The organism is Pedobacter yulinensis, from assembly GCF_003029735.1.
Classification (GTDB): domain Bacteria; phylum Bacteroidota; class Bacteroidia; order Sphingobacteriales; family Sphingobacteriaceae; genus Pedobacter; species Pedobacter yulinensis.
Window position 1 is genome coordinate 690954 of sequence record NZ_KZ686269.1, and the last position, 22803, is coordinate 713756.

15 protein-coding genes and 1 other RNA gene are annotated in these 22803 nt (G+C 51.6%); 8 read left to right on the top strand and 8 right to left on the bottom strand.

Annotated elements, in window-relative coordinates; all coding sequences use genetic code 11:
* Window position 1 precedes the first annotated feature (1 nt).
* Window positions 2–811: an amidohydrolase gene (locus C7T94_RS10355; RefSeq protein ID WP_239494984.1), complete on the bottom strand. Its 810-nt coding sequence runs from the start codon at window positions 809–811 to the stop codon at window positions 2–4.
* Window positions 812–822: 11 nt separating this feature from the next.
* Complete coding sequence (locus C7T94_RS10360; RefSeq protein WP_107215276.1) at window positions 823–1971, bottom strand: methionine aminotransferase; 1149 nt, start codon at window positions 1969–1971, stop codon at window positions 823–825.
* 120 nt (window positions 1972–2091) lie between these two features.
* Between C7T94_RS10360 and C7T94_RS10365 the strand changes: the two genes are divergently transcribed.
* Complete coding sequence (locus C7T94_RS10365; RefSeq protein WP_107215277.1) at window positions 2092–2862, top strand: queuosine precursor transporter; 771 nt, start codon at window positions 2092–2094, stop codon at window positions 2860–2862.
* A gap of 88 nt (window positions 2863–2950) precedes the next feature.
* Here the strand turns inward: C7T94_RS10365 and C7T94_RS10370 are convergent, their stop codons facing one another.
* Window positions 2951–6880 (bottom strand): hybrid sensor histidine kinase/response regulator, encoded by a 3930-nt coding sequence (locus tag C7T94_RS10370; protein ID WP_107215278.1) that lies wholly within the window; start codon window positions 6878–6880, stop codon window positions 2951–2953.
* 249 nt (window positions 6881–7129) lie between these two features.
* Between C7T94_RS10370 and C7T94_RS10375 the strand changes: the two genes are divergently transcribed.
* From C7T94_RS10375 to C7T94_RS10405, 7 genes are all read left to right on the top strand, one after another.
* Entirely contained in the window at window positions 7130–10177 is a 3048-nt protein-coding gene (locus tag C7T94_RS10375; RefSeq protein WP_107215279.1) for a SusC/RagA family TonB-linked outer membrane protein, read from the top strand.
* Between the two features lie 10 nt (window positions 10178–10187).
* Window positions 10188–11714 carry a RagB/SusD family nutrient uptake outer membrane protein gene (locus C7T94_RS10380; protein ID WP_107215280.1) on the top strand — a complete coding sequence of 509 codons (1527 nt, stop codon included), beginning with the start codon at window positions 10188–10190 and terminating at the stop codon, window positions 11712–11714.
* A 44-nt stretch (window positions 11715–11758) separates the two neighbouring features.
* Window positions 11759–12832 (top strand): family 43 glycosylhydrolase, encoded by a 1074-nt coding sequence (locus C7T94_RS10385; RefSeq protein ID WP_107215281.1) that lies wholly within the window; start codon window positions 11759–11761, stop codon window positions 12830–12832.
* A 24-nt stretch (window positions 12833–12856) separates the two neighbouring features.
* Window positions 12857–13993, top strand: coding sequence for a cellulase family glycosylhydrolase (locus tag C7T94_RS10390; RefSeq protein WP_107215282.1), 1137 nt, complete (start codon window positions 12857–12859; stop codon window positions 13991–13993).
* A gap of 130 nt (window positions 13994–14123) precedes the next feature.
* Window positions 14124–15077, top strand: coding sequence for a glycoside hydrolase family 43 protein (locus C7T94_RS10395; RefSeq protein ID WP_107216056.1), 954 nt, complete (start codon window positions 14124–14126; stop codon window positions 15075–15077).
* A complete protein-coding gene (locus C7T94_RS10400; RefSeq protein WP_107215283.1) occupies window positions 15074–16039 on the top strand; it encodes a glycoside hydrolase family 43 protein in 966 nt (321 codons plus the stop codon). Before C7T94_RS10395 ends, C7T94_RS10400 begins: the two co-directional genes overlap by 4 nt.
* Before the next feature lie 96 nt (window positions 16040–16135).
* Window positions 16136–18058, top strand: a complete 1923-nt coding sequence (locus C7T94_RS10405; protein WP_107215284.1) for an alpha-L-fucosidase — start codon at window positions 16136–16138, stop codon at window positions 18056–18058.
* A 49-nt stretch (window positions 18059–18107) separates the two neighbouring features.
* On the opposite strand, the gene C7T94_RS10410 is transcribed toward C7T94_RS10405, so the two are convergent.
* The 5 genes from C7T94_RS10410 to ffs all read right to left on the bottom strand — a co-directional run bounded on the left by C7T94_RS10410 (window position 18108) and on the right by ffs (window position 22679).
* A complete protein-coding gene (locus C7T94_RS10410; protein WP_107215285.1) occupies window positions 18108–20165 on the bottom strand; it encodes an OPT family oligopeptide transporter in 2058 nt (685 codons plus the stop codon).
* Window positions 20166–20286: 121 nt separating this feature from the next.
* Window positions 20287–21126, bottom strand: coding sequence for an alpha/beta fold hydrolase (locus C7T94_RS10415; protein WP_107215286.1), 840 nt, complete (start codon window positions 21124–21126; stop codon window positions 20287–20289).
* An 81-nt stretch (window positions 21127–21207) separates the two neighbouring features.
* Window positions 21208–21690 (bottom strand): nuclear transport factor 2 family protein, encoded by a 483-nt coding sequence (locus C7T94_RS10420; RefSeq protein ID WP_107215287.1) that lies wholly within the window; start codon window positions 21688–21690, stop codon window positions 21208–21210.
* A gap of 144 nt (window positions 21691–21834) precedes the next feature.
* Window positions 21835–22494 (bottom strand): fructose-6-phosphate aldolase, encoded by a 660-nt coding sequence (gene fsa, locus C7T94_RS10425; protein WP_107215288.1) that lies wholly within the window; start codon window positions 22492–22494, stop codon window positions 21835–21837.
* A gap of 85 nt (window positions 22495–22579) precedes the next feature.
* Window positions 22580–22679: signal recognition particle sRNA small type (gene ffs / locus C7T94_RS10430), an RNA gene on the bottom strand.
* Between the last annotated feature and the right edge of the window lie 124 nt (window positions 22680–22803).

Below are 22803 nucleotides of genomic sequence, written 5' to 3' on the forward strand. Positions count from 1 at the left end.
ATTATTCAGTTATTTCAAAACGGTCTGCGTCTGCCAGGAAAGGAAACTGCCTCCGTATTTTGACCATTTCTTCGTAGTTCAGCGTGAGTGTATACATGTCCTCGTCTTCAGGTTTGTAGTATACGGTATTTCCGTATGCATCAATACACATGGAATGCCCGCTGTGATACACCTGGTTGCCATCATGACCAACGCGGTTCACGCCGATCACGTAACTCTGGTTTTCAATGGCCCTTGCCTGGATCAGCGAACGCCAGTGCATGGAACGCCGGTCGGGCCAGTTGGCCACCAGCAGCAGGATGTCGTATTCGCCGTTAATGTTGCGGTTCCAGGCGGGAAACCGCAAGTCGTAACAGATTGCAAGCCTGATTTTCCAGCCCTTAAGTGTAACAGTTACCTGATCCCTGCCTGCCGTGTAATGCCGGTTTTCATCGCCCATGGCAAAAAGATGGCGCTTGTCGTAATGTGTATAAGTGCCGTCAGGGCGCATCCAGACCATGCGGTTGTAGAACTTGCCGTTCTCACCGATAATCAGGCTTCCGGTTACCACACAGTCGTATTTTGCCGCCGTATCGCGCATCCAGGTTACCGTTTTTCCATCCATTGTTTCAGCAAGCTGGGCGGCGTTCATGCTGAAGCCTGTATTGAACATTTCAGGCAGGATGATCAGATCAGTTTTCTCCTTGATACCCATGTTTAATCGCAGCGACATGTTCTGGAGGTTTTTGTCGGTATTTTCCCAGAACAGGTAGGCCTGGTAAATGGTTATCTTAAGGTTGGGGACGTTTTGGTTGTCGAGGTTTTCCATCATACAGCTTGCATTTAGTGTATTTTACTGAGCTGGTTAACGGCCTGTTCGAGCGTTTCGGTGCGCTTTGCAAAGCAAAACCGCAAAATCCGCTGTTCAGTTTTCCGTGTATAAAATGAAGATACCGGGATGCATGCAACGCCGAAATCTTTGACCATGCGCATGGCCATTTCCGTATCGGGTTCTTTGCTGATATCCTGGTAAGAGACGCATTGAAAGTATGATCCCTGGCAGGGCAGGAGCGTAAATTTCGTTTGCTGCATCATGTTTCTGAAAAGATCACGTTTTTCCTGAAAAAAGGAAGGCAGCGCAAGGTAGTGCTGCGGTTCTTCCAGGTAGGCATGAATGGCGTGTTGCATCGGTGTATTAACGCTGAAAACGTTAAACTGGTGTATTTTCCTGAATGCAGCCATTAAACTTTCGGGTGCAAGGCAGTATCCGATCTTCCAACCGGTTGCATGCAGCAGCTTACCGAATGAGTAAACTATGAAACTGCGTTCCCGGAGTTCGGGGTAAAGCGATACGCTGAGATGCTGCCGGCCGTCGTATACCAGGTGCTCATAAACCTCATCGCTCAGGATGATGACGTCGGTGTCGCGGGTCAGGCGGATCAGTTCCTGCATATCTGCTTCAGACAAAGTGGTGCCTGTCGGGTTTTGCGGGGTATTGATGATGATCATGCGTGTTTGCGCGGTGAACAGTTTTTTGACCATATCCCAGTCAATGCGAAAATCGGGACCTTCCAGTTCATAAGGTTTGACAAGGCCGCCGAAGAGCCGCACGGTAGGGGCATAGGAGTCGTAGGCGGGTTCAAAAATAATCACCTCGTCACCCGGTACAACAACGGCTGCTATCGCGGTAAACAGGGCCTGTGTGCCGCCGGCCGTAACGGTAATTTCAGATTCAGGGTTGTAACCGACCCCGTACAGATCACGGGTTTTCGCAGCAATGCGTTCGCGCAGGGCGGGAAGTCCTGGCATGGCTGCATACTGGTTCTTTCCAGCTTTCATTGCCTTTTCGTTCAGGTCGAATAAAGCCGGGTCAGCATCGTAATCCGGGAAACCCTGCGACAAATTGATGGCGTTATATTCCTGTGCCAACTGGGACATGACCGTGAATACGGTTGTGCCGACATGCGGGAGCTTCGAGTTTAGTGTGATCATGAAAAACGAATGTACTACTTTCCTGAATGATAGGCAAGGCACGCCGCCGGCAGGGCAGGCAACGGCAGCCCGGTAGGGTTAAGTCGGAATTTTTCCTATTTTTACTCACCATTCATTATCATGACCTTCAAAACCAAAGAAAGCAGGCTGCTCCTTATCCTGGGCGGTGTCCTGGTTGCCAACGCGATCCTGTCTGAATTTATCGGCGTAAAACTTTTTTCAGTCGAGGAGACGCTTGGCTTTGATAAATTTGATATCAATCTTTTCGGTGTAAAAAACCTGTCGTTCGTTATGTCGGCAGGAGTACTGACCTGGCCGGTCATTTTCATCATGACCGATATCATCAATGAATATTTTGGGGTAAAGCAGGTTCGGTACCTGTCTGTACTGACCTCTGTCCTCATTGCTTATGCATTCTTTGTTGTTGGCGGGGCCATGAAGCTGTCGCCAGCCGATTTTTGGGTGAACCAGGAAATTGATGGCAGAACGGTCGATATGAACCGGGCCTTTGCTGGTATTTTTGGCCAGGGTATGTGGATCATTGTCGGCTCCATTACGGCTTTTTTGGTCGGGCAGTTCGCCGATGTGCTGATCTTTCACCGCATTAAGCGTCTTACAGGCGAGCGGGCACTTTGGCTGCGCGCAACCGGCTCGACCCTGGTTTCGCAGTTCATAGACAGTTTTGTGGTGATCTTTATCGCGTTTTATTTAAACCCGCAATACGATTATACCTGGAAAATGGTAGCTGCGATCGGGCTGGTTAATTATACGTATAAATTTATCATTGCCATCCTGATGACACCGATTCTGTATGTGGTTCATGGTATCATCAATCGTTTTCTCGGCAAAGATCTGGCACATCGCATGATCCAGATGGCGGCCCGGAAATAAGGGAGTAGGCAGATTTTCACATGCTGGTGAACGGTCCAGCCGCGCCGCACCCAGGTCTGGTGCTTAATTCCCAACTCCCCGGTCAAATTCAGACCTTCACTTTTTTCGACTGCACATAATCTTTCGGGCTCAGGCCAAATTGTTTCTGAAAGCTGCGGGTAAACTGCGATTGCGAACTGAAGCCCGTGACCGCCGCAATGCGGTAGATTTTGTAATCGGTTTCCAGCAGGAGTTCGGCGCCTTTCTTCAACCGCGTCAGGTTGATAAGTTCGTGCGGTGTCATGCCGGCAAGAGCTTTGATCTTGCGGTACAGGGTCGGGCGGCTCATGTTCATCTGACCGGCCAACTGATCAATATCAAACAGGCTGTCTGCGAGCCGGCTCTGAATCACCTCATCCAGTTTATCCAGAAAAGCTTTGTCTGCCTTGTTGCTGGCCATGCTTGGCAGCAGCGTTACGGGCGAGCTGGCAAAATGCCGGCGGATGTTCTCGCGCCCTGTAAGCAGGGTGGCGACCTGTTTCTGCAGGTGTTCGGGAGAAAACGGTTTTTCCAGATAGGCATCAGCGCCCGATTCCAGCCCTTCAATGCGCGATCGCATGTCGTTGCGGGCAGTGAGCAGCACAACCGGAATGTGTGTAAAGGCGATGTCCTGCTTGACTTTCGCACACAGTGCAAAGCCATCCATTCCGGCCATCATGACATCGCTCACAATTAATGCAATGTCTTCGCGCTGCAATACCTGCAGGGCTTCTTCGCCGCTGCAGGCGGTAAATACCTGGTAATACGGGCTGAGCAGCTGGAACGTGAAATGGCGGATCTCATCATGGTCTTCTACCAACAGAACCCGGCATCTTTCATCGGCTTTTACTTTTTCTTCCCGCTTTTCGGGGAGCGCCGCGGCGCCGGTGGTTTCAGGCAGTTTAAACTCCTTGTTGTGGTGCAGCGGCAGCTGCAAAACAAAGACGTTCATGCCCTGCTCATCAGCGTGGACTTCAAGTGTACCCTCATGCAGCTGCGTGAGCGCAGCAGCAAGGGGAAGGCCGATGCCTGTTCCGCTTTCTTTTTCAGACAACCGGTAAAAAGGCTCGAATATTTTTTTGCGCAGGCCGGCCGGAATGCGTTCGCCATCGTTCCTGACAACGATCTCAAAATGGGCCGGTAGAACTGATAAGGAAACAGCGACTTGCGCTTCAGCGTATTTGAAGGCATTTTGAAGCAGGTTGCTTAGAATTTTGCTGAGCGCTTCAGGGTCTGCGTAGGCTTCGAAAGACGCCGCAGGCAGGTCAAGGCTGAACGCGTAATTCTTTCTGACCGCTTCTGCATCAAAACGTCTGCAGTTTTCTCTGAGCAAGGCTGCGATATCCACGCGTACAAAACTCAGGCTGAAACCTTTTTGCTCTGCTTTACGGAAATCAAGCAACTGGTTGGTAAGCGTGAGCAGGCGGGAGGTGTTCTTCTCCATCGTTTCCAGGTTTGCGCGCAGTGGCCCCGAAGCACCTGCCTGCCGCATCACCTCTTCCAGCGGCCCGTGAATCAGGGTCAGGGGCGTGCGAATTTCATGTGTGAGGTAGGTGAAGAACTCGATTTTGGCCCGGTACACTTCTTTTTCTTTCTCCGCTTCCAGCAGTTCATACTTGCGTCGGTTCCGGTCGTCTACTTTTTTACGGTAATTTCGCATAAGCAGAACGACAATGGTTGCGCCGGCTAAAAAATAGAGCATATACGCCCAGCGGCTTAGCCAGAACGGGGGGAGCACACGAACTTCTAGGCGTGTTACCGGACTGGCCGATGGTTCATGTCCCCTGGCAGCCCGTACCAGGAACGTGTAATTGCCGGGTGCGAGTTTTGTAAAATAGACCTTCCGGTTGCTTTTCAAATAGGTCCAGTTCTTCTCCAGCCCCTCCATTCTGTACTGGTAGCCCGTCATTTCAGGCGCAGTATAACTCAAGGCGGCAAAATCAATGCTGAAGGTCGATTCGAAGTGCCGCAGCACAATTCGCTCTGTAAAATTGATTGACTTTGAAAGGGGAGAACCTTCTTTACCGATGGGCACTTCATCGTTATAAATTTGCAAACCGGTCAGGTAGACCGGGGCAGTGTACGTATTTGTCTTAAAATCATCAGGGCTAAACCTGACCAGGCCGTTTACACTACCAAAATACATGCGGCCCTGCTTGTCCGTATAACCTGAATTGTAATTAAACTGGTCGCTCAGCAAGCCGTTTGCCTTGCTGTAATTGGTAATCCGCCCGGTGCCCAGCGCGTAGGCACTGAGGCCGCCAGCTGTCGTGATCCACAGGTTTTTATGCTTGTCTTCGGCAATTTTGTAAAAAACATTGCTTGGAAAACCATTGGCCTTGTCGAACACCTCGAAATCGCGCGTCTTTTTCCGGTAACGGCAAAGGCCATTTTCTGTGGCGGCCCAAAGATCGCCGTTGCTGTCAACAAACAGGCCGTTGATCGAATTGTTGCTCAGGCTGTTTTTGTTGCCGCCATCGACAGAAAACCTGCCCGAAGCTCTGGTTCGTGCGTTGTAGAACAGCAATCCGTTTCGCAATGATCCCGCCCAGAGATTCCCCTGGCCGTCTTCAGCGAAAGCGCAATAGTGGTAATTTGCCGGAAAGTACCTGAACAGGTTAAAGTGATCCGCATCCCGGTTATAAACGTAGGCACCCATGGATGTGCCCACCATGACCTGGCCCTGCCGGGTGCCGTAAATCGATTCAATAAAATTGCTTTTCAGGTCGTTCGGGCCGGGGCCGGCAGCGTAATGCCGGATCACCTTGCCACTGTGAATATTCATGACGTCCAGCCCGCGTTCAAATGTTCCGATCCAGAGCTCATTGCCGTTGGCAAGCAAACCATGTATGTTGTAATGGGCAATTCCCGAATTACCGGTCGGACGAAAACTTGCAAATGATGTGGTAGACGGGTTAAGCCGGTTAAGTCCGCCGTCTTCAGTGCCGATCCAGATGTTTCCAAAGGCGTCGTCGGTAATTTCCCGGACCGCATTGCCATGCAGCGACCTCGGGCTTCCCGTATCGAAGAATTTTTCAAAAGGCGCGTAGGGAACTGCGTAATAGTTTAAGCCGCCAAAATAACTGCCGCACCAGATACCGCCTTCCCGGTCTTTGCACAGCGTGTACAGCGCATTGTCTGACAAGGCATAAGGGTCGGGACGGTATTTTGTCAGGTTGCGGTAGGCGCCGGTAGCCAGGTTATAAATGAAAAGACCCGATTCTGTGGCCGCCCAATACTCATCGCCGCCACGGTGAATAAAGTCGCGGGCATAAATTTCAGTGCCATCCTGGTTGTAAGTAATGACATCCTGGTAGCTGAAGGTGGTCAGGTCGAATAGTTTGATTCCCTGGTTCGATGTGCCAACCAGGAAGGAGTTCCTGCCGGTGTCGTAAATTTTATCTACCCAGCGAGAAATGACCGGCCGAGACCTGTCAAAAACGTTAAAGGCTTTAAAACTTTCATGCCGGGGATCATAATGCTGCAGGAAACCGTTGGTGGTCGACACCCAGAGTTCCCCGTTTTTACGTACACAGATGGATGTGGCATTGAAATAACGGGCCGGCGGGTACGTACGCAATCTGCCACTGCGGGGATGATAGCGGGTCAGCTGATCGCCTGCAATGTACCAGAGGTTTCCCGCTGCATCAGACTCAATATCCCGGATATCCTGGCTCTTGGTAGCTTCCAGCAGGGTAAAATCCTCTTTTTCAGTATTATATCGATAAAGTCCGCGCAAGGTGCCCACCCAAAGGGTGCCGGTGCGGTCTTCGTGCAGGCTGTGAATGAAATTACTGCCCAGACTGAATTCATTGCCGGCCTGGTTCCTGAAAACCTTAAAGGTGTAGCCGTCAAACTTGTTTAACCCGTCTTTGGTGCCGAACCACATAAAGCCGCGGCGGTCCTGTACGCTGCATATAACCGAGTTGTAGGACAGCCCGTTCTCAACCAGGTAGTGCCTGAAGCTAGGTGACTGGGCCTGCAGCACTGTCGTCTGCATGCACAGAAGAACGCAAAAAAGTAGAAGTCGTTTCACAAGTTTAATCTGGTTACCAGCGAATTTATCCTTTTGCACCGAGATATAGAAAAGAATCCGCCAAATGACGGTATATGGTATCCAGGGAGCGATTTTGACACAGGCTGCTAAATTTTTGATCGGGACGATCAAAAAAAAATGCTTCATTTTGATGGCATTGATAGCGTCGTATCGATAACCACTTTGTGGCGCTTTATAACAACTTAACCAAATATGAGCAAAACTTTACCAATTCAGCGGCGCCTGCGGCGCCCGGGCGGGCGGTCGTTTCCGGGAAGGAAAGCCTTCGTCCTCAGCTTTATTTTTCTTTGGCTCGGATTTGCGTTTGCTGCCAACGCCCAGACGCAGAAAGTAACGGGCAGGGTCGTGGACAGCAAAGGCGACCCTGTACCAGGTGTTACTGTGAAAGTACAGAATACCACAAGGGTGTCTACCACAGATGCGGAAGGCCGTTATTCGATTGACGTGCCCGATTTGCAGACCACGCTTGTTTTCAGCAGCATCGGTTACACCGAGCAGCGGCAGGCTTTGGGCGGACAAACTGCCCTGAACATTACCCTCCAGGATGACCAGCAGGCGCTCGATGATGTCGTCGTTGTTGGCTATGGCACCCAGTTGAAAAAGGATCTGACCGGAGCTGTATCGGTCGTTAAGGCGCAGGATGTGAAGAAGCGTCAGGCAACGACGGTGGCCGAATCGCTTCAGGGCCTGGCTTCGGGCATCAAGGTGCGCGGCGGCGGACAGCCCGGGTCAGAAGCGCAGATTCAGATCAGGGGACTGAAGAACCTGTCAGGTACCAATCCGCTGTATGTGATCGACGGCCTGGTCAGCAATGCAAACCGTGATTTTAACCCGGCAGATATCGAGTCCATACAGATTCTGAAAGATGCCTCTGCGGCAGCTATTTATGGCTCGCGTGCGGCGAATGGTGTCATCATCATCACGACACGTAAGGGTAAAGAAGGGCCACTTATGGTCGAATTTACGGGGAGAAGTAGTATTCAGACCATGCCCAGGTACGAACTCGCCGGCACTGAGGAGTTTTCACGCATTAATTTTATGGCGTACGACAATGCCAATGTACCAAGGCAGAACCTGGACCTCGGCGTTAACACCGACTGGCAGGATGTTGCTTTCCGCACCGGTAACGTGCAGGATTACAACATGAGTTTTTCGGGCGGTTCAAGTACCGGAAATTACCTGGTTTCAGGCGGGTATTTTGGGAATAAAGGAACGGTAATCAGTACCGGCTTCGACCGGCTGAGCTTTCGTGTCAATACACAGGGTAAAAAAGGCATTTTCACTATTGGCGAAAATTTTTCAGTAACCAATTCGAAATCCGACGAGATGTCGGGCAATCCGATCATCGATGTGATCCGTATGTTGCCGACCATTCCGGTGTACAACGCAGCCAACCCAGGTGGGTATGGGTATGGCGATGAAAAACGTGGCCGAACTTTCGGCACGAACCCGCTCGCTATTGCCAACCTGGAAGATCGCAGCAATGAAAATCTTCGTCTCCGGGGCAACCTGTTTGGTGAACTTCAGATCCTGAAATCGCTTAAATATCGCCTTAACCTGGGTTATGAAACCAGCCGCGATCACTACAAGTACCTGAAAAAAGATGGGTTCTGGACACTGAACCAGGCTTTTGATCCGGCAATCGCCAATGAAAACCGCGCCGAATCTGAAACCAAACTGATTGAAAACACGCTGACCTTCACCAAGCAGTTCGGCAAGCACAGCCTGAATGTGATTGCAGGACAATCGTACCAGCAGGATACCTATGCGCAAATCTGGGGAACCAAAAGAAATCTGCTGCCAAACCCAAGCGGTGGTTATTATGATGTGCTGGACCAGGGCAATGAAGGTCTAACAGGCGGCTTCCGTAATCGTACCGACATCATCTCATATTTTGGTCGTGCTGAATACAATTACGCCGATAAATACCTGATTAACGGGATTATTCGCCGCGATGGTGTATCGCGTTTCGGTCCTGAATACAAGTTTGGCAACTTCCCTTCCCTTTCTGCCGCCTGGCGCATCAGTAATGAAGAGTTTTACAAGGTTAAATGGATGAATGACCTGAAACTTCGCGCCAGTTACGGTACATTGGGCAGCAGCAACATCGGGCCTTATGATTACATTGCACTGATCAATACGTTCTCTACAATTGCCCTCGGTCAAGGACAGGGAGCACAGCAGGGTGCCACACAGGTTAAACTGGCCAACCGGGACCTGCGTTGGGAAGAGCTTGTGCAGCAGAATTATGGCTTCGACGCCGCTTTCCTGAACAATAAACTTACCGTGAGTGCAGAATACTTCATCGCAAAGACCAAAGATGTGCTTCTGGAGTATCCCTTGCTGCTTTCGACAGGCAATGACGGCGGGAACCCGCGTGTAAATGGCGTTACGCTGGGCAATCGTGGTTTTGAACTGACTGCCGGCTATGCGAATAATGACAAGCCGTTCAAATATAATGTAACCGCGAACGTAACAACCCTGCGCAACAAGGTACTTGACCTGGGATACAATAAAAACAAGACTTATGTAGGCAATACGGTAACGGAAGTGGGGCAGCCCATCGGCATGTGGTATGTACTGCAAACAGACGGTCTTTTCCAAAACCAGGCTGAGATCGATAACTACCGGAATGCAAACGGAACCGTTATTCAGCCTTCGGCGAAACCCGGCGATATCCGGTACAAAGACAACAATGGCGACGGGCAGATCACCAATTCAGATAAAATTGTCGTAGGTAGCCCCTGGCCAAAATATGAGGTCGGCCTGAACATTGGCCTTTCTTATAAAAACTTCGAGTTCTCAATGGACTGGTTTGGGTCTTTCGGATCGACCGTATTTAACGGTCCGCGGAGTGTGATTGAGCGTTTCGACGACAACTCCAACTATCCCGCAGGAGTTCAGCCCTGGACGCCGCAAAACCCGAATACCTCAACGCCGCGAGCCTATTATGCGTCTACGCTTAATTCACGAGGCGATACAGACCGCTGGCTCGAGAGCGGCAGCTTTGCGAGAATGAAATACGTGGCGCTGTCTTACAACCTGCCTGCTGATTTTGTAAAGAAGGCTGGATTTAGCAGGGCGCAAATCTCTATTTCAGGTCAAAACCTGATCACGCTGACCAAATACACCGGGCTCGATCCTGAGTTCAGTAACGGAAGCATATTTGAGAAGGGTTACGACTTCGGTGCCTACCCGAATTTACGTACCGTATCTGTGGGTCTACAGTTTGGATTTTAATAAGAACGAAATGAAAAAGATTTTTCTCTCCATATTTTTTGCGGGCCTGCTCGGCGTCATGACCGGGTGCAAGAAGGACCTGTTAAATCAGGACAACCCGAATACGCTGACCACTGAACAGTTCTGGAAAACAGAAAGCGATGCTCAGAAGGGCGTAAACGCCATTTATCATATGTTTTACCAGAACGGAGGTTTTAACCGCTGGATGTACTTCCGGCTCGACCTGGCCTCAGATGAAGGATTCAGCAAAAGTCCCTGGGTCGAGCTTGCTGACTGGACGCGTTTTCAATACATCAATTATAACTTCTGGGAAGGCAATGTGAACAGCTACAGGGACGTGTACAAAGCAATTTTTCGGTGTAACCAGGTTCTTGAAAATGTACCAGGGATCGAGTTCGATCAGGGACGCAAGACACAGATGATTGCCCAGGCGAAATTCCTCCGTGGCTTGTATTATTACTATGCGGCGATCTTATGGGAAAATTTTCCCATCGTTACCGTTACCCAGCGGCCGGAGGATATGCCCAGGCAAAGTTCCCTGGCAGAAGTTTGGGCGTTGGTCGAAAAAGACCTGACCGAAGCCAGTGCAGGCCTGCCGGAACAATGGACCGGTAATGATCTCGGACGTGCCACGAAAGGAGCCGCTCAGGCCATGCTCGCCAAAGCGCTGATGCAGCAGAAAAAATGGGCACAGGCAAAAACGGCGCTCGATTACCTGGTAACCGGTGCCGGACAGAATTATTATGACCTGGTCGATTTCAAAGACAATTTCCGTGCAGACAATGAGAACAACAAAGAGTCGGTTTTCGAGATCCAGTTCTCTGATGCCAACAAAACTGGCGAGGGTGATGGTCCGAATTCAAACATGGGCAGCAACAGATCTCAGTTCTTCGCTCCGCGTGATATTGGGTGGTCTGATGGACAAGCGCGTTTCTGGCTTGTAGATGAGTTTAAGAAAGAGAAAACCACCGACAACCAGATCGATCCGCGGCTGCAATATTCTTTGTTTTACCCAGGATCTGAAGCAGATTTCGGTGTAAAAACCTATGGCCGCAGCTGGACGTGGGGTGCTGATGAGGCCTGGTTCAAAAAATACTCACGCGATTACATGCGCAGCAACGAAGATTATTTTAATCAGATTAATAACCGGATGATCCGGTATGCCGACGTCTTGCTGATGTATGCTGAGGTTCAAAACGAGCTTGGGCAGACCGCAGATGCTTACACCTATGTGAACCGTGTGCGCGCACGTTCAAAAATGGCACCGCTGGCTGCGGCGTATCCGGCCATTGGGAATAACCAGACGCTGTTCCGTGAACGGCTTAAGACAGAACGGGCCCTGGAACTTTGCGGAGAGAGCGTGCGCTGGGCAGACCTTAAACGCTGGGGTGATCTTGATACCCAGGCCGGCGTGAACAAAGTTGCAGAACGCGATCCCGACTTCAGGAATTTTGTTGTCGGCAAAAGCATCCGGTTACCGCTGCCGCAGATCGAGGTAGAGAACAATACCAACCTGAGACAGAATCCAGGCTACTAAACCAACAAACCGGCAGCGTCATGCTGCCGGTATGATACGCAGATATGAAAATCAAACCCTCTTTATTTTTCCTACTTGCCCTGGCCGCATGTGGCAAGAGCGAACCGCCGGCTGTTGAGCCACCGCCCGCACCTGTTAAGAAAACCAGCTACACGAATCCTGTTTTTACGCCGGTCATGGCTGATCCTTCGGTACTGAGAGACCCTGCATCAGGTTATTTCTTCGTGTTCGGAACAGAAGATTTCTGGGGCCCTGGACAGGGCACCAAGCTCGTGCCGATAGCCAGATCTGAAAACCTCGTAGACTGGGTGTACATTCGTGATGCTTTTTCAACCAAACCGGGCTGGAAAGCAGATGGCGGTATTTGGGCACCAGATCCGGCGTACGTAAACGGACAATACTACCTGTACTATTCATACTCTGTCTGGGCAGACAGCAACCCGGGCATAGGCCTTGCTACCTCGCTGCGCCCCGAAGGGCCGTATACCGATCTCGGGAAACTATTCATGAGTTCTGAAATGGGGGTTCCCAATGCTATCGATCCTTTCTATATGGAAGACGGTGGTCAGAAATACCTGTTCTTCGGGAGCTACAGTTCGGCAGCAAACAACGGCACCTGGGGGGTGCCCCTGGCGGCCGATGGTAAATCTGTACCGGATAAAAATGCGAAGTTCAAAATTGCCGCCGGCGACTTTGAAGGTGTGATCATTGAAAAGCGCAATGACTATTATTATTTCTTCGGTTCGAAGAACAATTGCTGCGACGGTGCTGCCAGCGTTTACCAGGTCAGGGTTGGCCGTTCGAGAGCGCTCAGGGGTCCTTATATCGACAAAGAAGGCAAAGAGATCACCCAACGTGGCAGCGGCAGCCTGCTCATTGCCCGCAACGACAAAATTGCCGGCCCCGGCCACAATGCGCGTATCATTACCGATGATGCAGGTACAGACTGGTTTATTTATCACGGCATCGAGGTTGCCAACCCGATGATTCCGAACGGACCAAACCGCCGGGCCCTGTTCCTGGACAAATTAACCTGGCAGGATGGCTGGCCCGTCATTGCAGGCGGTACACCATCAACCACCGCGCAGCCTGTGCCTGTATTCAACAAGAAAAACTAAATTTATAATACAATCGAAAAACACATGACAAAAACGAACCTGAACCTCCTGGTTTGCCTCAGCCTTTTCTTTTTCTGCTGTAAGCAACCCGCCAAGAAAGAAGAAACCCGCCAGATCTGGTCGAAAGAACAGGCCAAAGAATGGTATGGCAAACAAAACTGGATCGTCGGTGCAAATTTCCTGCCCAGTACCGCGATCAACCAGCTTGAAATGTGGCAGGCCGATTCTTTTGATACGGTTACCATCGCACGTGAACTAGGCTGGGCCCAATCGCTCGGCATGAATACCATGCGCGTGTACCTGCACGATCTTCCGTATGAAGAAGATTCAACCGGTTTCCTGAAACGCATTGATGCCTTCCTCGATCTGGCCAAAGACAAGAAGATTAAGCCGATCCTGGTCATCTTTGATTCATGCTGGGACCCCAACCCCAAGTCAGGCAAGCAGCGCGATCCAAAACCGTTCGTGCATAACTCTGGTTGGGTGCAAAGCCCTGGCCTGGAGGTACTGCGCGACAGCACCAAACAGGCGCGCCTGGAAGGTTATGTGAAAGGACTTGTCCGTCATTTCGCCAATGACGACAGGGTGCTGGCCTGGGATGTATGGAACGAGCCTGATAATCCGAATACCTCATCTTACGGACCGATCGAACTGAAAGACAAAGAACGTTATGTGTTACCTCTGCTCGAAAAGACGTTTAAATGGGCCCGGGCTTCAAATCCGTCACAGCCACTTACATCGGGTGTTTGGCGCAACGATTGGTCGGCAGATTCCCTGCTTACACCCATCGAGAAAGTGCAGCTCAACGAATCGGATGTGATCAGTTTTCACTGCTACGACAAACCTGCCGATTTCGAAAAACGCATACATCAGCTGGAGCGATATGGCAAACCCATGATCTGCACTGAATACATGGCGCGTCCGAATGGAAGCACCTTCGAGGGATTCCTGCCTATCGCCAAAAAATACAATGTCGGTATGGTTAACTGGGGTTTTGTGGATGGTAAGAGCCAGACGATTTATCCGTGGGACAGCTGGCAAAAGCAATACACCGGCGAACCTCCGCTTTGGTTCCATGACATCTTCCGTAAAGACGGTACACCTTATAAAACCGAGGAGACCGAGTTTATCAAACAGATAACCGGGGCTAAAAAGGGTTAAGCAAATGCGGGCGGCGGTTGAGGCTGCCGCCCGGGCAACTGCAGCTTATTGTCCTTCCGGCGCCGGCGTGCCCGGAAGGACTTTTTTATGGTACCAATGGCCCTTTAACCGGCTAACAAAACAAACACAAATGAAACCGATTTACAAATGCCTGCTGGCAGGAATGGTGCTGTTTCGCACCGCAGACCTTCACGCCCAGGAACCACCAGAAAACAACATCCTGCTTGCAGACCCCTCTGTGTACGCCGAAAAAGGCCTGTATTACCTGTACGGCACCGGCGAGGCCACCGGTTTTAAGGTATATACCTCAAAAGACCTGGAGCATTGGAACGATGGCGGGTTCGCCTTGAAAAAGGGGGAATCTTTTGGCGATCGCGGCTTTTGGGCGCCCCAGGTGTTCAAGTACCGTGGCAAGTACCACATGGCCTATGTGGCAAATGAGCAGATCGCTTTGGCGACGGCCGACAGCCCGCTGGGCCCGTTCAAACAGACTGTTCTGAAACACCTGAAATCTACCCAACGGCAGATCGATCCCTTTGTCTTAATTGAAAACGGCAAAATTTACCTGTATCATGTCCGCGTGGATCCGGGAAACCAGTTGTTCGTGGCAGAAATGCTCCCCGATCTGTCAGACATACGGCCGGAAACGTTAAAACACTGTGTGTCGGCCACGCTTCCCTGGGAGAATACGACGAATAGCTGGCCTGTGGCCGAAGGGCCAACGGTCATTAAACATAAGGGGCTTTATTACCTGTTTTACACGGCCAACGATTTCCGTAACCCAGATTACGCCGTAGGGTATGCAACTTCAAGGCATCCCGCCGGACCCTTCACCAAGTTTGCAGGCAACCCGGTTTTAGATAAAAAGCTGGTAAAAATGAACGGAACCGGTCATGGAGACTTGTTTAAAGGCCCGGGCAACAAACTTTTTTATGTTTTTCATACGCATTTCAGCAACACGAAGGTAGGAAGGCGGCGCACGGCCATCGTTCCTTTGAACTTCGAAAAATCAGCCGCAGGCGGCGACCAGGTCGTTCCCGATGCATCTGCCCTGATCTGGCTTAGGGAAACTCCCGGTAAATGAAACCAAGAACCTTTAACAACACAATGAAACCTTTATATCTCTTTCTTCTGCTGTTTTTGCCCGGCTTTATGCGCGTGTCAGCGCAGCTTAATAACCCCGTCATTGCCCGCGATTTCCCGGACCCGACGGTTATGCGTTTCAATGGTGCATGGTACGTGTATGCTACCCAGGGAAAATCGACAATCCAGGCGGCGCGCTCCACAGACCTTCAGCACTGGGAAGATCTGCCCGATGCAATGCCTCAAAAGCCTTCCTGGGGAAACGAACATTTCTGGGCACCGCATGTGCTTTACGATGCCCGGATTAAAAAATACGTCATGTTCTATTCTGCCGAGTCGACCGACGAAAAAACAGGTAAATGCCTTGGGGTGGCATTTGCTGACAAACCGGAGGGACCATTCAAAGATAAGGGCAGCCCGCTGATCTGCGGTGAAACGTTCGTGAACATTGATCCCTATGCTTTTCGCGATCCCGCCACCGGCAAAAACCTGCTGATCTGGGGGTCGGGCCATCAACCCATCCGGATACAGGAAATGAACAGCGACTGGAGCGATTTTCTGCCGGGATCGAAAGCCAAAGACCTGCTTTTTCCTGATCAGGAAACCCGGTACACGAAATTGATCGAGGGCGCATGGATTGACCAGCACAAAGGGTACTATTATCTTTATTATTCAGGCGACAACTGCTGCGGTGACAAGGCAGATTATGCAGTGCTTGTAGCCCGGTCAAAAACGGTCGAAGGGCCTTATGTTACATTTGGCGCTGCTTCAGGCACAGGCAAAAGCGCGATCCTGGAAAGCAAGCAAAAATGGCTCGCGCCCGGTCACAACTCCATTCTTCATGACAAGGGAAAGACCTGGATTGCTTTTCATGCCATTGAACAGGAGAACCGCAAAAAAGGCCGTCAGATGCTGATTGCACCACTTTTTTACCGCAACGGCTGGCCGCAGGTATCCTGGTAGGGCCAATTGTGCTGAACGTTCGGGCAAAAGCTGCTAATGTTATCGCTTGCAATAGCTTTTTATTTGCCTGTTTACCATTTAGCCCGACTACCTGACATGAGAAATTTTTGCCGGCTGCTGTTGCCCGCGCTGTTCGTTTGCTGGCCCGGGGCAAAGCCTGCCAGTGCTCAGAACAACCCGCCGAAACCTTTTGGGCCAGTGCCCTCAGCCGCCCAGTTGCGGTGGCATGAAATGGAAATGTATGTGCTCGTCCATTTTACGCCCACCACTTTCGAGAACAAGGAATGGGGGTATGGCGATGCTGATCCAGAAATTTTCAATCCAAAAGCCTTTGACGCCGACCAGATTGCTACTGCAGTCAGGGCAGGCGGCTTTCGGGGACTGATCAGCGTGGCCAAACACCACGACGGTTTTGCGCTCTGGCCAACAAAAACCAATAACTACAACATCAAGGCAAGTCCGTGGCGGGACGGAAAAGGCGATATGGTGATGGAATTCATGCGGGCAACCCGAAAGGCAGGCATGCAGTTCGGCGTGTATTGCTCGGCCTGGGATCGGAACGACCCCGCCTACGGAACTCCGGCCTACGTAAGCCATTACCGAGAGCAGCTGAGCGAGTTATACACCCGTTACGGGGAACTGTTTACGAGCTGGCATGACGGCGCAAACGGAGGCGATGGTTATTATGGCGGCGCCCGCGAAACCCGGAAAATAGACCGTGCAACGTATTACGAATGGGAGAAACTCTGGCAAACAACGCGCCAGCTCCAGCCCGGGGCGGTCATTTTCAGCGACATCGGTCCCGATGTTCGCTGGGTAGGAAATGAACGCGGCGCAGCAGGGGAAACCTGCTGGGCCACCTTTACGCCTGTGGGGCCAGATGGAAGCAAGCCGGCACCCGGCCACGTGGTTGAAACCTTTCTGACCAGCGGTCAGCGCGACGGCAAATTCTGGATACCCGCCGAGTGTGATGTGCCGCACCGCAAGGGCTGGTTTTACCATGCCGATCAGGATGACCAGGTCAAAACGCCAGATCAGCTCTTTGCCATCTACCTGCAGAGCGTGGGCCGCGGGGCCAACCTGAGCCTGGGCATCGCACCCATGCCCGACGGACGACTGCATGCGCACGACGTTGCTTCGCTGCGGGCCTTCGGCGAGAAGCTTAGGAAAACTTTTTCCACCAACTTGGCTGCCGGAGCCACACTGCTGACCGCTCAAAGCCGCCCGGGCAATGCCTACCGTCCCGAAAACCTGCTGGACGGCGACCGGTACAGCTATTGGGCACCGCCTGATTATGTACATAACCCGGTTCTTGAAGTGGCCCTGAAGGGACAGAAACGCTTCGACCTGATCCGGCTGCGCGAGAACATTAAACTCGGCCAGCGTCTGGACAGTGTAAAAGTTGAAATTCAGCGGGACGGCGGCTGGAAAGCCCTGGCCACCGCAACGAGTATCGGGTCTACCCGGCTGATCAAACTGAAGGCGCCGGTGCAGGCTGAACGGCTCAGGCTGAAACTGTATGCCCCTGTGGCACCCACCCTGAGCGACCTGGCTTTGTTCCTCGAGGCACCCGGCGAGCAAATGACTTACCTGAAAGAAACGACGGGACTGGATAGGTCGGCATGGCAGATATTGAGCCCTGCATCGGGCGATAGCCGCAATGCCCTTGATGGAAATAAAAATACAACCTGGCTTACTGCATCAGGAGCGTTACCTGTACAAATTGTATTTGACCTCGGAAAACAAACGGTCTTTTCAGCCTTTTCTTACCTGCCACGGCAGGATGGTGCAGCAATGGGCCTGGCCGAACGGTACGAACTGGAAACCAGCCAGGATGGAAAAGAATGGACCATACAGGCAGCAGGCGAATTTTCGAATATCCGGGCCAATCCTGTACAGCAATTTGTCAGGCTAACCAGACCTGCCAACTGCCGTTTTCTGCGTTTCACGGTTCGTTCTACCACACAAAACAACAACGAAGACAGGTTAAGCATCGCAGAATTCGATCTTTACAAGTAAGAGCTTAAGACAAAAGGTCCCGATCAATCCGGACCTTTTGTTGTTTCAATTATACTGCTGTATCATTTTTTTTCCTGGAGACCCGATACAAAACCAGGCCCATACCCGCAAAGAAAAGTACGCCAAGCAGGGCATAACCTTCATGACCCAAAACTGACGACAGCCAGCTCTCCGCACTAACCAGTTGCAAATTGTCGTTCACTGCCGGTATGACCGATAGGATCGCTACAATAACGCCGGCAATGGCGCCGCCGGCAACCAGGCCGGTGGCAAACAAATTGCCCGAGCCCAGTTCTTCCTCCTCGACACTGGCCGCCTTTCTTTTCTGGCGCCAATCTGCCAGCGCGCGAATTGCACCGCCGGCAAAGATCGGCAGGGTTGTAGACAACGGAAGGTATGCCCCGACTGCGAATGAAAGGGACTTGATGCCGCACAGCTCGACCGTAATGGCAATGAACACGCCTACAAGTACATATTGCCAGTCCAGGTTGAAAGACAACATGCCCTTGATCAGCGTAGCCATGAGTGTGGCCTGCGGGGCTGCATACGTTTCTGTGCCAATGGCATGTGTGATGCCCTGTTTAACCATCTCGGTTGTGGGCGTATCCAGGATGCGTACGGTTATGCCGATCACGAGCGCAGACACAATGACGCCAACGAACAATGCGATCTGCTGGTACTTCGGTGTGGCGCCGATCAGGTAGCCTGTCTTGAGGTCCTGCGAGGTGGCACCTGCCGTAGCGGCCGCAATGCAGACCATGCCGCCTACAACCAGGGCCATGGGTTCATAAATCTTGCCGGTCCAGCCCATGCCGATGAAAACCAGGCAGGTGCCCATGATCGTGGCAATGGTCATTCCCGATACCGGGCTGTTGCTGGAGCCGATCAGGCCCACGATGCGGCTGGCAACCGTTACAAAGAAAGCGCCGAAAATAACAACCAGCACGCCCAGCAGCAATTTGCCAAGGAATGTGTCGCCGGGTACCTGGGGAAGCAAAGCCATAAGTACAATGAGACCGATGCTGCCAAATGCCACCACTTTCATGGAAAGGTCACGCTCCGTGCGTTTTACAGCAGCCTTTTCGCTTTGCTGTTTAATGGAACCGATACTTTCTTTAAAAGATGATACGATAGTAGGCAGCGTTTTAAGGAGGGTAATAAAGCCGCCGGCTGCAACGGCCCCGGCGCCGATCTGTTTAACAAACGCCTGGTAAATGGCTTTGGGATAATCGGCAAATGTTTTGGTAACCGGATCCCAGTTGCCGGCGCCGCCTGCTGTGTTCAGGTCTGCAAGCAAACCGATCTTAACCAGTTGCCGGGCTGCCCGCAGCGGGTCTATCAGGGTAGCCAGCAGGGGAATTAACACCAGCGAGGCCAGCACGCCGCCCGCCACCAGGACGCCGGCTATGCGGGGGCCGATGATGTAACCCACGCCCATGTATTCAGGTGTAATTTCTCCGCTAACCTGGGCAGCCGGCAGGAACCTGTTGGTCTGACGCGTGGCCCATGCAGGTACTTCTGCGATAATATGGAATACCTTCTGGCAAAGGGCATATACAAGCGAAAAGCCAAGTCCCCAGAAAGCTGTGCGCGCAAAGTTGCCGCCGCGCTCCCCGGCCTGCAGCACAGAGGCGCAGGCTGTACCTTCGGGATAGGGAAGGGTATGGTGCTCCTTGACAATGAGCGAGCGCCGCAGCGGAATCATCATGAGGGTACCCAAAATCCCGCCGAGAATAGCAAGGATCAGGATGGTCATGTAGTTGAAAAATGCTTCGCCCGAGCTTTGCCCGCCGAGGCCGGTGCTGAGAAATAAAAATCCGGGCAGCGTAAATACGACACCCGCTGCGATGGATTCGCCGGCCGATCCGGTTGTTTGTATAATGTTGTTCTCGAGAATGGTCGTTTTGAAAAAACGTTTGCCAAGCGTAATGGCCAGCACTGCGATCGGGATTGATGCAGAAACGGTCAGTCCTGCCTTCAGGGCAAGATAAACTGTAGCTGCGCCAAAGATAACGCCTGCAAGGCTACCCAGTAAAACGGATTTAACGGTCAGCTCTGCTACATGCTGTTCGGCCGGTATGAACGGTTTAAATTCTTTTTGTTCCATCAGTTTGTTAATGACAGCCTAAAGGTAGGCGCTTTTTGATGTTTAAACAAACCGTCTGCAGGCCGCCGCGGGAAAACAAAGCAGGCGCCCTGTTGCCGGGGCGCCTGTTCCTTTTTTTTGGCTATTGTCCTAGAAAATCGATGAGGCGCTGATTCAGCATGTCGCGGTCTGTAATAAAAAGCCCGTGCGGTGCTCCTTCCAGGACCGTGTACTCGGCCTGCGGAACACGCGAGGCCACGATGGCGCTGGTTGCCTCGATAGGCACCGTTTTGTCGGCATCGCCATGGATAACCAGCAAGGGGATTCTGATCTTGTCGAGGTCGCAGCGAAAATCGGTTCTTGAAAACGACTGCAGGCACCTTTCGGTAGCGCGTGCGCTGGCCTGCAAAGAAAGATTCTGATGCCAGTTCAGTATGTGCTGGCTTACCGGCTTGCTGAGCAGCCCTTCGCCATAAAACTGTTTGGCAAATTCTGAAAGAAATGCCGGGCGGTCATTGGCCAGCTTCTCTGCAAAACCGTCAAAGAGTTCTGCCGGGACGCCCTCCGGATGGTCATCGGTCTTCAGCATAAAGGGTACGACAGAACTGATCAGCACCGCTTTTTTGATCTTGTCAATGCCGAAACGGCTCAGATAGCGGACCACTTCGCCGCCGCCCATGGAAAAACCAACCAGGCTTACCGACTCAAGTGCTAGTCCGTCTATTAAGGCCGCAAGGTCTGAAGTAAGGGTATCATAATCGTAGCCGGTCCAGGTTTTCGCAGATTTGCCGAATCCCCGCCGGTCGTAAGCAATGACCCGGTAACCGGCTGTAACCAATGCATCGATCTGGTATTCCCACATTTCGTGCGACAGCGGCCAGCCATGAATGAGTACGACAGGGTCTCCGGCTCCCCAGTCTTCATAGTACAGGGATGCGGTGCTTGTTTCGTTCTCCGGAATGTTCAGGTTAAAATAAGGCATAGTGTTCTTAAGATTAATCTAACACTGAACATGCTTGCCTTCACTTTGTTTGCCAGCAGTTTACAACCAGCAGGAGAGGTGCTAGCGGGCTGCCGTAAGGCGGCGGGGCAGTTTTACCTCCAGGAAGGTAATGATGCCGTCGCGCAGTTTTGCCGTGGCTTCGCCACGAAAAACCGGCCGGGAACCTGGCGGGCCAAAGTTCACCGGGAAGGTGATGTTGTCTCCTGAAACAACCGGTGTACCTTCGGTGCTGAAAACGTAGTTTTTATGCTGGCGTTGCAGTTCGTTCACGGCTGCATCGATCTCGCCGTATGTTGTCGCTGTAACCGCCGGCGTAACGACACGGCTGTCGGGTGTATACGTTTGCCTGATCTTTTGCAGGCGTTTAACCTGGTCGCGTTCGTTCCAGACGGAAAGGTGTTTTTGTAATACGGTGTTAAGATGTGCGGCGCTGGTGTTGAGATGGGTGGTTGCTGCCTGCCGGGCTCGGGCTGTATGACCGGACTGGGCATAACCGCCGATGGAAAGGATGAATCCGAGTGCGGCGAGGTAAAGAGTTTTCATGATATGCGCAATTAAGCTGCAAGTTTACGAAGCCTTTTCCGCAACACATTCACAGAATTGTAAAAACTGACGAAATTAGTTTTTTGGTCAAAAAGTAAGCCCCGCCCATGGGTTGGGCGGGGCTTTGATGCAATGCGTTTTCGCTTATTGTTTGGCAGCTTTCTGATGATCGGCCAGGAACTGGGCCAGGCCGCTGTCGGTAAGGGGATGCTTCAATAAACCGAGTATGGATGCCAGCGGACTGGTAATTACATCGGCGCCAAGTTTCGCACAGTTGACAATGTGCAGCGGACTGCGTATAGAGGCCGCAAGGATTTCGGTTTCATAACCGTAGTTGTCGAAAATGGTGCGAATGTCTTCGATCAGGACCAGGCCGTCATTTGAAATGTCGTCCAGGCGACCCAGGAAAGGAGATACATAACTTGCACCGGCTTTTGCTGCCAGCAGGGCCTGTCCGGGTGAAAAAATCAACGTACAGTTGGTACGAATGCCTTTTCCGCTCAGGTATTTGATGGCTTTAACACCGTCTTTGATCATGGGCACCTTGACCACGATTTTCGGGTTCAGGGCAGCAAGACCTTCGCCTTCTTTGATGATTTCATCATAGGTTGTCGAAATGACTTCGGCACTGACGTTGTCTTCAACAATTTCGCAAATGGCTTTATAATGATTGATGATGTTTTCTGCGCCGGTAATGCCCTCCTTGGCCATCAGGCTGGGATTGGTGGTTACGCCATCCAGAACGCCGAGGTCCTGTGCCTCCCTGATCTGATCAAGGTTGGCCGTGTCAATGAAAAATTTCATGTTAAAATATAAGTGGTTTATGCCTTTATCCTACCGGCCTTGCACTTTCAACACCAGAACGGGTAAATGCAGAATAGATTTAAAAAAAGGGCAAGCACCTCTTATCGCACCGCTACAACCTTCTACCCTTGCTGTGTTCCCACCCTGGGGGAGTTCAAAGGGAGCTGGTCGTAAAAGACTTGCCCGCCGCAAATGTAGGAAAACCTTTCATTTTGCGAAAACTAATCTGTATATTATCAATCGATAGCCGCTATATCATTGATACATAAGCTTATTATTTTGCGCCTGAAGGCCGTTTTGCAGCCTCCA

Coding starts and splice junctions, on each gene's coding strand:
- C7T94_RS10355 (WP_239494984.1), bottom strand. CDS start 811: ATGATGGAAAACCTCGACAACCAAAACGTCCCCAACCTTAAGATAACC.
- C7T94_RS10395 (WP_107216056.1), top strand. CDS start 14,124: ATGAAACCGATTTACAAATGCCTGCTGGCAGGAATGGTGCTGTTTCGC.
- fsa (WP_107215288.1), bottom strand. CDS start 22,494: ATGAAATTTTTCATTGACACGGCCAACCTTGATCAGATCAGGGAGGCA.
- C7T94_RS10365 (WP_107215277.1), top strand. CDS start 2,092: ATGACCTTCAAAACCAAAGAAAGCAGGCTGCTCCTTATCCTGGGCGGT.
- C7T94_RS10370 (WP_107215278.1), bottom strand. CDS start 6,880: ATGCAGACGACAGTGCTGCAGGCCCAGTCACCTAGCTTCAGGCACTAC.
- C7T94_RS10415 (WP_107215286.1), bottom strand. CDS start 21,126: ATGCCTTATTTTAACCTGAACATTCCGGAGAACGAAACAAGCACCGCA.
- C7T94_RS10385 (WP_107215281.1), top strand. CDS start 11,759: ATGAAAATCAAACCCTCTTTATTTTTCCTACTTGCCCTGGCCGCATGT.
- C7T94_RS10400 (WP_107215283.1), top strand. CDS start 15,074: ATGAAACCAAGAACCTTTAACAACACAATGAAACCTTTATATCTCTTT.
- C7T94_RS10390 (WP_107215282.1), top strand. CDS start 12,857: ATGACAAAAACGAACCTGAACCTCCTGGTTTGCCTCAGCCTTTTCTTT.
- C7T94_RS10375 (WP_107215279.1), top strand. CDS start 7,130: ATGAGCAAAACTTTACCAATTCAGCGGCGCCTGCGGCGCCCGGGCGGG.
- C7T94_RS10380 (WP_107215280.1), top strand. CDS start 10,188: ATGAAAAAGATTTTTCTCTCCATATTTTTTGCGGGCCTGCTCGGCGTC.
- C7T94_RS10360 (WP_107215276.1), bottom strand. CDS start 1,971: ATGATCACACTAAACTCGAAGCTCCCGCATGTCGGCACAACCGTATTC.
- C7T94_RS10420 (WP_107215287.1), bottom strand. CDS start 21,690: ATGAAAACTCTTTACCTCGCCGCACTCGGATTCATCCTTTCCATCGGC.
- C7T94_RS10410 (WP_107215285.1), bottom strand. CDS start 20,165: ATGGAACAAAAAGAATTTAAACCGTTCATACCGGCCGAACAGCATGTA.
- C7T94_RS10405 (WP_107215284.1), top strand. CDS start 16,136: ATGAGAAATTTTTGCCGGCTGCTGTTGCCCGCGCTGTTCGTTTGCTGG.